8 protein-coding genes are annotated in these 11,679 nt (G+C 52.3%); 7 read left to right on the top strand and 1 reads right to left on the bottom strand.

Annotation, left to right across the window (positions count from 1 at the left end; genetic code table 11):
- The first annotated feature begins 393 nt into the window (after window positions 1–393).
- The 4 genes from ACTHRH_RS24690 to ACTHRH_RS24675 all read left to right on the top strand — a co-directional run bounded on the left by ACTHRH_RS24690 (window position 394) and on the right by ACTHRH_RS24675 (window position 4,157).
- Window positions 394–1,176 carry a DeoR/GlpR family DNA-binding transcription regulator gene (locus ACTHRH_RS24690; RefSeq protein ID WP_440418101.1) on the top strand — a complete coding sequence of 261 codons (783 nt, stop codon included), beginning with the start codon at window positions 394–396 and terminating at the stop codon, window positions 1,174–1,176.
- Window positions 1,177–1,403: 227 nt separating this feature from the next.
- The gene (locus ACTHRH_RS24685; RefSeq protein ID WP_440418099.1) at window positions 1,404–2,042 is read left to right on the top strand and encodes an NUDIX hydrolase; all 639 of its coding nucleotides are present in this window, start codon (window positions 1,404–1,406) and stop codon (window positions 2,040–2,042) included.
- Complete coding sequence (locus ACTHRH_RS24680; RefSeq protein ID WP_440418097.1) at window positions 2,039–2,908, top strand: protein phosphatase 2C domain-containing protein; 870 nt, start codon at window positions 2,039–2,041, stop codon at window positions 2,906–2,908. The genes ACTHRH_RS24685 and ACTHRH_RS24680 overlap by 4 nt, the downstream gene beginning before the upstream one ends.
- Window positions 2,871–4,157 (top strand): MBL fold metallo-hydrolase, encoded by a 1,287-nt coding sequence (locus tag ACTHRH_RS24675; RefSeq protein ID WP_440418095.1) that lies wholly within the window; start codon window positions 2,871–2,873, stop codon window positions 4,155–4,157. The genes ACTHRH_RS24680 and ACTHRH_RS24675 overlap by 38 nt, the downstream gene beginning before the upstream one ends.
- 748 nt (window positions 4,158–4,905) lie before the next feature.
- Here the strand turns inward: ACTHRH_RS24675 and ACTHRH_RS24670 are convergent.
- Window positions 4,906–7,209, bottom strand: a complete 2,304-nt coding sequence (locus ACTHRH_RS24670) for a DNA topoisomerase 3 (protein ID WP_440418093.1) — start codon at window positions 7,207–7,209, stop codon at window positions 4,906–4,908.
- A 145-nt stretch (window positions 7,210–7,354) separates the two neighbouring features.
- Between ACTHRH_RS24670 and ACTHRH_RS24665 the strand changes: the two genes are divergently transcribed.
- From ACTHRH_RS24665 to ACTHRH_RS24655, 3 genes are all read left to right on the top strand, one after another.
- Complete coding sequence (locus ACTHRH_RS24665; protein WP_440418091.1) at window positions 7,355–7,777, top strand: ribose-5-phosphate isomerase A; 423 nt, start codon at window positions 7,355–7,357, stop codon at window positions 7,775–7,777.
- A gap of 354 nt (window positions 7,778–8,131) precedes the next feature.
- Window positions 8,132–9,142 (top strand): nucleotidyltransferase domain-containing protein, encoded by a 1,011-nt coding sequence (locus ACTHRH_RS24660; RefSeq protein ID WP_440418089.1) that lies wholly within the window; start codon window positions 8,132–8,134, stop codon window positions 9,140–9,142.
- 844 nt (window positions 9,143–9,986) lie between these two features.
- Window positions 9,987–11,624, top strand: coding sequence for a glycosyltransferase family 4 protein (locus ACTHRH_RS24655; RefSeq protein WP_440418087.1), 1,638 nt, complete (start codon window positions 9,987–9,989; stop codon window positions 11,622–11,624).
- Window positions 11,625–11,679 lie beyond the last annotated feature (55 nt).

The following is an 11,679-nucleotide window of genomic DNA, read 5'->3' as shown; positions in this document are numbered from 1 at the left end:
AACCTACCCAAACCTACCCAAACCTACCCAAACCTACCCAAACCTACCCAAACCTACCCAAACCTACCCAAACCTACCCAAACCTACTCCTTGAATCTCCCACGAACCTGATACGAGCTTTTCGCGAACGACTCTCGAACGACTCTCGAACGACTCTTGAACGACTCTCAGCGAATATCAAATGATTCTCGAACGATTCTCAAACGATTCTCAAACGACTCTCAGCTACCCCTCCTTCAAAATTCCTTCGAATTTCCCTTTCATTTTTTCAAAGTTAAACCTGCGAACTGTTATTTTCTGGTTGACGGCCAATCTTCTTCGAGATAGAATAATACAAAACAATACAAAATATTAATTAACAATACTAAACAATTGGATGAAATTGGTGATTACATGAATAAACCGCTGTTTACAGAGGAAAGAAGGAAGCGGATTCTGGAGCAGATTCAAAGAGAGGGACGGGTTCAAGTGAAGGAATTGGCCGTCCTCTTCTCCGTCACGGAAGACGCGATTCGCAAGGATCTTCGTTTTCTCGATCAGCAAGGGCTCGTCCAGAAAACATATGGCGGAGCACTGCTGCCTTCCAAAGCCTCTTCCTTCATCGCCTACAAGGATAGGGGTGGAACCGAATCGAAGAAGCCCTTCGCCAAGGCGGCCGCCGCGCTTATCAAGCCGGGGGACACGGTGTTTATCGAATCGTCCAGCTATACCAATCTGATGTTTTACGAGATGGAGCCGATGCCGGGAGTGACGGTCGTGACGAACAGCATTCACGGCTTATCGGAGCTCGCGTCCAAGGTGAAGCTGATTCACGTAGGGGGGACGATTCACCCCGAGGATGAGTCCGGCTATGGTTTTTTTGCCCTGCAGACGATTCAACAAATCAACTTTGACAAATGCTTCCTGCGAACCTCCGGCATTTCGCCCGATTGGAAGGTGAGCGCCGCTCTGCAGGACAGCCTGGAGCTCAAACAGACGGTGATCCGTCATTCGAAGCAGAAAATTTTGCTGATTGGAAGAAACCATTGGAACCGCGTCCACCGCTATAACGTTTGTGAGCTTGGAGAGATGGATGTGGTGCTGACGGATACTGACGATGAGAAGGTTCTGAGCAAGCTGGCGAGACAGGGAATCGATGTCATTTCGGTTGATCAAAGCATACCGTCCGGAAGATGAAAAGGGCTTGCAGAAATAATGATACCGTGATCACCTGCAGATAACATATCCGACCTGGATACTTTTCCATATAAACTTTATACTCCATGTAAGAAATACGGTTTGGACCAGCGAAGTTTATATCAAACTAGAAAGCCGGCATCAGCCGGACTGGCTGCGGGATATTTTCTTTCGATATCGAATGAAGCTGCGGAATTCTCTATTAATCATGCGAGGGGGACCAAGAGATGGAACCGAAATGGCTGGAATGGGCCAAGCAGATCCAGGCTATTGCGCAGGCAGGTCTGACATATTCCAAGGATGTCTACGATTTGGAGCGTTTCCAGGAACTGAGGAAGCTGAGCGCCGAGATTCTGTCCGAATATACCGGTACCGATATGCAAACCGTGACCGAATTGTTCGCGAATGAAACCGGGTATGCGACTCCGAAGGTCGATGTGCGGGGAGTCGTCTTCCGGGAAGGCAAGCTGCTGCTCGTCCGGGAGAATCTGGATGGATGCTGGTCGCTGCCGGGCGGATGGGCAGACATAGGCTTATCGCCCGCCGAAGTGGCGGTTAAGGAAGTGCGAGAGGAATCCGGATACGAGGTAGAGCCGGTCAGGCTGCTGGCAGTTTGCGACAAGAAGTTTTATCCTCACCCCCCCTCTCCTTATCATGTTTATAAAATATTTATTCTCTGCGAGCTGGTCGGAGGGGAAGCACTTACCGGAACGGAGACGTCCGAGGTCGGCTTCTTCGGGGAGAATGAACTGCCGGAGCTGTCCGTGGAACGAAATACCGAGTCGCAGGTGAGAATGATGTTCGAATATGCGCGGCATCCGGAATGGCCTGCTTATTTAGACGGACTTGGAGGGGAAGCGAAATGAGCATACCGTGGAAAATGGAACGAATATCGATAAAAGGAAGCAACGAATGGAACGAAGACGAACTGATCGTGAACGATTCCCTGGCATTGTATGGTGTCGTGGACGGATCAACGTCCCTGATCCCTTACCGGGGGGAGAATGGGGAAACCGGAGGCAAGCTGGCTTCCAGGTTGATCCGTCAGTATATGGAGTCTCTGAGCGATGACCAAGGAGCTGTGGTTCGTCTGAACGAAGCGGTACTGGAGGCTAACCGTCGGCTGCGGGAGGAGATGGTGTCCAGCGGGATCGATATCTCCGACAAGCGCCAGCTGTGGACCGCGGCCTTGGCCGCCATCCGAATCCACGACCGGTATATTGAATATGTTCAAGCAGGGGACTGCATGCTGATCGCTGTATATAAGGATGGAACGGTGCGTGTCGTTACGCATGATTCAGTGGCTCATATCGATAGGGAGACGAAGCAGCTATGGCAGGAAGGCATCCAGAGGGGAATGACGACCCGGGAGGAGCTGAGGGAATATGTCATCCCTACGATCCAGCGCAATCGGTTGAAATTGAACACCTTGGAAGGGTATTCTGTAGTCAGCGGAGAGCCTGAGCTAGAGGATTTACTCGAGTACGGACGGATTAGCCGGATTCAGCTTCAAGGCCTCCTTCTGATTACAGACGGTCTTTTTTTGCCGAAGGAGAAAGGAGAGTCGGCTTCGGACTTCCATGAATTAACGGAGCGAATTATGCGGGAAGGACTGGCGGCTTATGCCGACTGGCTGATTTCTCTGGAAGAAGAGGACGCGGACGGAAGGAAGTATCCGAGGTTCAAAAAATCCGATGACAAAACGGGAATTTGGATTCAATTGGAAAACTAAACGGAAACGCTATGAAAATATGGACGGGGTCAAGCTGAATAATTCGTTCAGCCAATTGCGGAAATGGCAGAAGGAAAGAAGGGCCAAAAGGAAGGATTTATCCTATCAGATTCCGCAGGCTTCGCCCGATCTGGATTATTTGCATCGCAATCGGAAGGAGATGTCGATCACATGGATCGGACATGCAACCTTCCTTATCCAAATGGGCGGATTGAACATCATCACCGACCCGGTCTGGGCTAACCGGATGGGCTTTGCCAAACGGCTGGCCCCACCGGGGCTGGATATTTCCCAGCTACCGGATATCGATGTGGTGCTGATTTCACACGGGCACTACGATCATCTGGATTTTCCTACCTTGCGAAGACTGCCGGGAGCTCCCGCCATCTATGTACCGGCCGGCTTGCGGAACAAGCTGCGGAGGAAAGGCTATAGAGAGGTGGAGGAGCTATCCTGGTGGCAAGACATCAGCAGGGACGGGGTGACGTTTACGTTCGTGCCGGCGCAGCATTGGACCCGCCGCACACTGATGGACACGAATACCTCCCACTGGGGAGGCTGGGTCATCAGTGCTCGGGGAACCGACCGGGGGAAGACGGCTTCGGTTGGTCGGGAGGCGTCTCCGGTAGTCGGGGAGGCGTGTGCACAAGGCCGAGAGTCGTCTCTGGGAGTCGAAGAAGCGTGCGCGAAAAGTCGGGAGGAGTCTCCGGTAGTCGGAGGTGCGTGTGCACAAGGCCGAAAGTCATCTCTGGGAGTCGAAAAAGCGTTTGCGCAAGGCCGAGAGTCGTCTCTGGGAGTTGAAGAAGCGTGTGTGCAAGGCCGAGAGTCGTCTCTGGGAGTCGAAGAAGCGTGCGCGAAAAGTCGGGAGGAGTCTCCGGTAGCCGGGAAGGCGGCTACGTTAGGTCGGACATCGCCGCAGGTGGTTTATTTTGCTGGGGACAGCGGCTATTTCCGCGGCTTTCGGGAGATCGGCCGGCGATTCAACATCGATTATGCGCTCCTACCGATCGGGGCTTACGAGCCGGAGTGGTTCATGTCGACGCAGCATGTGACCCCGGAGGAGGCCGTGCAGGCCTTGGAGGACTGCGGCGGCCAAGTGATGGTGCCGATGCATTACGGCGCCTTCCGGCTCGCGGACGATACGCCCAAGGAGGCACTGGATCGGCTGCACGCCGAATGGCAGCGCCGCGCACTGCCGCCGGAACGCCTCCGCTGCCTCCGGCACGGCGAAACGCTTCGCAGCCGCTAGCGTGCCGCTTCCGCAACAGCGCGGGTGGATGAGCGTAAGGGGGCTGCGTGGAGGAAGCGGGCGGAGCTACCACGGGCGTGGGCGGGGCCGGCATGCGGACGCGGGCAACGCAGGCGGTAGCAAGGCTGCAAAAGCGTGAGCGAGGCAAGCGTGCGGAGGCGCGAGGTAGAGGCGGAGTTGCCGGAAGAGGCTGGTTTTCGCATTTGAAAATCAGAGCGAAAACCAGCGTGTTCATTTGTACGATATTTCATACAAAGATGACCCTTCATGGAACTTTTGTGTCTATCGCATATCTGACTGTTTTCATACAAAATGCTCTCGTTCGCATCAAGCTATCAGCATTTATACTTCTAGTAGACTTTGCAAGGGGCCGGTATGAGAAACGTAAGTGCTATTTGGATGAACGATGTATGAACAATCGCATAGATAGTAGGTTTTTGTCCATGTCTGTTACTTGCATAGCATGGGGGTTGCCCGCCACATGTAGCCAGCTCTGCAATTTCGACTGCCGTCCCGATGCTGCTCCAAAGACAAGCAAAAGTGCATGTCTTTTTGCGAAAATCCGGTAAAATCCGGGAAAGACGAGCAAAACTGCAGGTCATTTTCCGCAAAACGCTGAAAATCAGTAAAATGGCTGAATTTACCTGCACTATTGCTTGTCTTTTGCTGATTTTTGCTAAAAACCTTCCAAAGACCTGCACTTTTGTTGGTCTTTGGAAGGTTTTTTGAGTGTACCTCTTATAAAGAGTTAAAAGATTCGTTCCAAGCTTAGCTCGCCTGTATTGCGGTCGGACAAAATCAACTTTCCGTCGTAGGAGTGGCCGGAGATGCTTTTGAACTTCAGTTTGTTGGTCGAGCCTTTCTGGATCAGCGATTTGACCATGGTGTCGCTTAAGGTTTTGCCGAATCTGGTTTTCTTCCAGATGACAAAGCGGCAACCGTGTTTGTAATTGCTGCAGCCGTAGCCTTTGCTGCCCATGAAGATCGTGCCGCCGCACCCGTGGCGCGGGCACAGCCCAATCACGCCGCCCGCCGCTCGCGAGGTCGCGCCTGCCGCTGCCCGCGTCTGTGCCGCGCTGCTGTCGCCGCCCGCCGCTCGCGGGGCCGCGCCTGCCGCCGCCCGCGTCAGCGCCGCGTCCCCGGCTGCGCCCGCGCGGCGGCGCTTGCCGCTGGCAGCGCGCGAGCGGCCCTTGGCCGGCGCCTCCGGCTGCGCGAAGGCGGCTTGATCCGCCTGCGGCTGGCTGCGCACCTTGTTCACGATGTAGACGGTGAATTCCTTCACCTTCTCCATGAACGCGGTGTCGGACGCCTGGCCTCTGGCGATCTCATTCAGCCGCCGCTCCCACTGGCCGGTCATCTCCGGCGAGGTCAGCAGCTCGATGCCGGCCCCGCGGATCAGCTCCACCGCCGAACGCCCCTTCGGCTCGAGCTCGATCCGCTTGCCCTGCATTCGGATGTAGCCGACCTTCTTCAACCGCTCGATCGTGGCGGCCCGGGTGGCCGGGGTGCCCAGGCCGGAGTCCTTGATCGCTTCCCGCAGGTCTTCATCCTCGATTTGCTTCCCGGCGCTCTCCATCGCCTTCAGCAGCGTTCCTTCGGTGAACGGCTTCGGCGGCTGGGTTTCCTTCTCCTGCACCGCAGCATCGGTGCAGAGCACTCCTAGCGACTTATCCACCGAGAACGGCTTGTCCGTCTCAACTTCCTCGTTCTCCTCTTCTTTTTTACGCTTGGAGTTTTTCTTGCTATCCTCAGTGCCGGAATAGACGATCTTCCAGCCCAAATCGAGAAGCTGCTTGACGGTCGTTTTGAACGTCTCCTCGGCTACCTCCGTTATTACGGTATGCATTTTATATTGGGCCGGCGGATAGAAATGCGACAGAAAACGGCGAACGATCATATCGTACAGCTTCTGCTCGTCGGCAGACAGGCTGCCCGCTTTTTTGGCCGTGGGCAGAATGGCGTGATGGTCCTCCACCTTGGCCGGATTGCAGACATGCCGGTTATTTTTGTGAACGAAGGACCTCGCCGCCTGCTGGACAAGAGAATCGTAGTCGGTCCCCTGCAGGGAAGACAGCGCCCGGTGCATCTCTGGAATGTTCTGCTCGGTCACGTAATTGGAATTCGTTCTCGGATAAGTGATCACTTTATGCTTCTCGTAAAGAGATTGCGCCAGGTCGAGCGTTTTTTTCGCGCTGAAGCCGTATTTGCCGTTCGCTTCGCGCTGCAGCAGAGTCAGGTCATACAGCTTGTAAGGATATTCGCGCGTATCCTTGATTTCATAGCTGGTTATTCTGCCGGGCCGGCCCTTGACTTTGGCCGCAATCTCATCCGCCCGTTGACGGTCGGTGATCCGTTCTCCCTGCCATTTGCCCGGATATCGTGTGCTCTCTTGGGAGAAGCCGGCCTCCACTTCATAATAGGTTAACGAACGGAAGGCTTCGATCTGCTTCTCCCGGTCATAGATCAGGGCAAGCACCGGGGTCTGCACCCGCCCGACGGACAGGAGCTCCCGATGCTTCGTAGTAAAAGCGCGCGAGCCGTTCATGCCGATCAGCCAATCGGCTTCGCTGCGGGCCCGGGCCGCCTTGGTCAAATGCTCGAATTCCGAGCCGTCTCTCAACTGGGCGAAGCCCTGACGGATCGTCTCCGGCGTGAGGTCGGAAATCCACAGCCGCTGAACCGGATGCCGAAGCTTCAGATGCTGCTGGATGAACGAGAAAATAAGCTGGCCTTCCCGTCCCGCATCGCAAGCATTGATAATGGTCCCGCACTGCTTCGCCAGTTCCGCGATCACCTTGAGCTGGGATCGGGTTTTGTAGTGAGGAATTAGCTTGAAGGTATCGGGAATGATCGGCAAATCTTCGATCCTCCATTTTTTGTAGCGCACGTCGTACTTGTCCGGCTCGGCCAAACCGACCAAATGGCCGATGGCCCAAGTAATGATATAGCGCTCTCCTTCGAGGTGCGTTTTTTTGTTGACGGCTTTAGGCTCAATCGCCTTGGCTATATTACGGCCCATGTCGGGCTTCTCGGCCAGAACTAACGTTTTCACGGAATCATCACCTTGCGTATGGTAAACTGCTTTTCTTGTATTGTACACCAGCGCGGACGGAGATTGGACAAATAGTTTTGCAAGCGGATAGGCGTTGAGGGGAATATACGGTAAAATGTGTCTATGCTTCCAAGGGGGTGCCGGAATGATTTTGATAAAAAAGGATATGCCCAGATTTGTCCTCTATTTGCTGTTAAAGCTGGCGGGAGCGGGATTCTGCTTGACTTTACTTTATGCATTTATACTGCAGGTGTCAGGATTCAGTACGGTTCCCGTTCTGGGCAGATTTCCGCTCCCGGTTGAAGTCGTTCCTTATGGCTGGGAGGTCACCCGCCGTCAAATTAGCGAGCTGGGCTGTACCCCTCAATTGCGCCTTCGGGACGAAGTCCCCTTCCTGACGGACAATGGAAACTATATATTGGACTGCCGTTTTGCAGCTATAGAGGAGCCGCAGGAATTAAGCCAACAGTTGAATTCCATTCCGGGGGTAGTGGAAAACGGGCTTTTTGTAAACCGGACGGATCTGGTGATTGTGGGCGGGGCAGACGGTGTTTCAATAAGGGTTTAAATCGTAACGAAACTTCATATCGTTAAATCGCTATTTTGAGCTTGTTTCGATTTCTAAAGAAACTGTGTATCGCTAATGTCGTTTTTCCGCCTCTTTTTATCGATTTTTTCGCTTATAGCGTTACTTAGTTTCGTTACAATTCCGCCGCGCCTGTTTCTGCTTAAATAAGGCCGCACAGTTTCGCTAGATTAATATTAGGAGGAAAATTTGAAGGTACTCCCCAGCCTTATGAAGGAGTATTCATGTCAAAAATCCTCCATTTATTTGTAAAACAGAAGATTTACATTTAGGGTTCGTAGCTGCCCTAAAAGCCGTGAGTTGAGAATCGGAAGGATCAGAAGGGAGGAAGTAACCATGAACGAGGAAACTTTCTTGGCGAATTGGAGAACCATTCTTGAGAATAGAGCGGAGGAAGTTATAAGCCGTTTCCGCCAGGTTCCGGGGGTTCGGGCCCTTATTCTGGGGGGCAGTCTGGGAAGAGGGGAGACATGGCCGCTTTCCGATATTGATATTATTCCCATATATGATAATAATCATGAAGACGAGGCTAATGAGCGGATTAAAGAGCTGCGTACAGAATCGATTCGGGAGTGGGAGCTGGCCGGCTGGAGAACGGCTTTGGACGTAGGGTCCCTTTATTTTAATGTGGAGATGGTTTCGCGCGTCATTAATTCACGACCTTCCGATCTGGATTCCCTTCTGGATAACCTCTCTTGCTATCACTGTTTGGATAAAGCCTACCAAGGCCGGGTATTAGTGGACCCTGACGGGTACGGAAGCGATTTGGTGCAATGGTTTAATGCCCACCGTTTCGCGGATCAAGTGGTTTCTCTAAGAAAGAGCAAGCTGGCCAAATCCTTCTCTATCAACTTAAGCCTGCTGGAAAAATCGATAACGGAACAAGAGCGCCTGACGGCGACTTTTTACCTTAATGAAGCTGTTGAGAATTTGCGCACTTATCTGTTGGAAAGCTGGGGAGAGCGGGATCATTCCTTCGCCCGTCTGGGAACCCGTTTCGAGAGGATAGCCCGTGCTAAACAGCAAGACCATCTGGCAGACAAAATCAATAAAGTAAGGTCACTGGATGATGAGTCCGTCCTTAACAGACTGAACGTCTCGCCCGATTGGATTAAAAACCGCCATCGTCTTTCCTATAGGTGCAGACGGTCCATGGGAGAGGAGTTGACGGAAGTTCAGGATGCCCGCGACGTGCTGAGGGTCTTCGCCAGATACGAGATGAAAAAACTGTGGCACGAGACATCCGATGCTTATCCGGAATGGCTGGGAATAATGAGCAGCATAGAAGAAGCGCGGTACAGGTATGAGAGCTTACAGCGATTAGGTGATGAGGTATTGTCTGTATAGACAGAGCATTTTTTTCGTTGTCGGAATGATGTTAAACTCTTCTTCATCCTTGACATCCCCGCCTTTTTGCAAAGGCTCGTCACGAGCTAGTCCTGCCTACATTCCCTTTCGGAGCTCTTCCCCTATTTTTCCGAGAGGTAATAAACCGCAAAAAGTATAGCTGCCGAGGGCTATTCCCGGCATGGATTCGTTAGAATTTCTATCCTGGGGGAGGACTACCGTAAAAATTCGTCTATTTTCGTTTTCCGCAGGTGCCGTGCAGACGGAATGGCGCGTCTAACTGGATTTTATGCAGGTAAATTGAAGTGAATGGTGCAGAGCGGCTAGACTAGATGGAAAAACTCCATTTAGTATGGAGGATTTTTGCGGATATCCCTCTTTTCGCGGATAATAGATGGACTTTTTCCACTTAGTTTCCATTATTTCGCTCCAAAGGAGCAAACTAACTGGAGGAAAGGAAATCCAGTTAGTTTTCATTTCAACCACAGACTGCAGTATCCTATCCCTCGAAACTCCCAATGTTTAACGAGTTCAATGGCCTCGAGGACATTCTTTCTGCATTTTTCTATCAATTCATCACTATATTATATTTGCTAGCAGCTAAATAAAACTCTTCTTCATCCAAAACTCGAACGTCCTCGTCTTTTTGCAAATACACATCAAGCTCATAATCATAATATGCGACCTATGATGATAAAAAAATAGTAAATTGTATATATGGTTAGTATATGCGGTAGTTGGCAGCTCGAGATGGATTGAGCATCATGCTTCCAGCTTTGAAATCGAGAAAATCCAAATACCGATTTTTGAGAAGCGGTTTACCTTGTTTAGGAGGTTACAATCCATGAACGATAATCGCCGGCCACGTATCGGAATGCTGTGGGGGGATTTTCCCTGGACGTCTGCACCCCGGAAATTAGGAAAGCTGTGGAGTATGGGGAGAGTGGCGCGGGATATCACTTATGCTTTGCGGCAAACCGCAGAGGTCGTCCCGTATTTACCGCCGGAGGATAAAACGGAGGAACGGGAAGAAATGAAGGCATTTCTGCACAGGATTGATCTTCTCTGGGCCGATGTCTATCCATCCAGCGCCCTGGCTCTGACTCTGCGCAAAGAATTGGGGCTGGGCATACCCGCCGTGCTGTTCGCCGGGGGAGCGATGCCGAAGGGTGCAGAGGCGATGCTCTTTCCCTGGAGGCAGCTTCTGCATGCGAAGGATGGCATTCTATTTACCTGCCGTGCGGATCAGCAGATTTGGAAACGCCTTGTGCAGTGGAGCCATTTGCAGGAATGGGTCATTCCGCTTAGTGTGGACCAGACGGTCTTCTACCCGCGTACGGCGGACGAACGGCAAGAAACGAGAAAGCAGCTCTCGATCCAGCCGGATGCCCCGGTTCTGCTCTATGTGGGCCGGTTAAACGTGCAGAAAAATCTGCATACCCTGCTCCACCTGTTTGCCGCCGTGAAAGAACAGGTTCAGGATGCTTACCTTTGCATAGTGGGCGAGGAGGACGACATCGCGTTCGGAGAGTTTCGGGTTCGTAATACGGGCTATGTAGAATGGTTACGCGGGATTTCAGACAGCCTGCGAATCTCGGAAAGTGTGAGATGGGTAGGTCCCCGTTTCGGGGAAGAACTGGCGAAAATGTACTCCGCCGCAGATGTAGCCGTAAATATGGGGTTTTACCATCGCGAAAATTTCGGGCTGTCGCAAGCTGAGGCCGCTTCATGCGGACTGCCGGTCGTCTGTACCGCCTGGGGAGGCTTCAAGGATGTGGTTCGGCATGGGGAAACCGGTTATTTCGTCGATGCCGTGCTGACCAAAAACGGGATCAGAGCAGACTGGGCCTCCGGGGCCAAAGTCCTCGTTAATCTGCTTCGGCAGCGCAGCCTCCGTGAAGAAATGGGAAGGAGAGCGGCACAATTCGGGAAGAAACATTTTGGTCTTGAAGCTCTAGCGAACAATTTGCGTGGAGTGGCGTACGAAGTATTACCGGGCATTACTTCGTGGGGAGAGGAGGGGGCTTACGCTCCCAGTGAATTTGCAGAACGGTATGAAGCCAACAAACGGGCATCCGGATGGTACGGGGCAGGCGAACTGCAGGGAATGAAGTGGCAGCCTCCAATGTTCCAGGGGAAAGATTATGAGCTGTACGAAACGCTCATGGCCCCTTATTCCACACGTCTTGCGGAAGAATGGGGGATGGAATCGGTAACCTCCGAGCATATCCCTTATTTTGCGGCTTCCGTAACGCTAGATTCCGACCGGCTGCTGATCTTAAATGAAGATCCGATCTGGCCGCATCGCCGATTTTTAACACAGCAGGAATGGGATATTGTCTGGCATATCGATGGTATCCGTACTTTAGAAGAGATAGTCCGGCAAGCGGGAACCGAATTCTCCTCCTGCGTTCATGTCGTGTGGAGCCTGTATTTGGAAGGGTTTGTCCTTTTTCTAAATAACTCAACTTTCGCAGCTTAAATTCGGCAGATAGGCCTTGATGTAGCTGGGTAAACCAGCAAACCATTGTTGGAGT

It is taken from the genome of Paenibacillus sp. SAFN-117 (genome assembly GCF_051966115.1).
GTDB lineage: Bacteria > Bacillota > Bacilli > Paenibacillales > NBRC-103111 > Paenibacillus_L > Paenibacillus_L residui.
The sequence above is the reverse complement of the archived record's forward strand: the minus strand, read 5'-3'. Positions and strand labels throughout refer to the sequence as shown.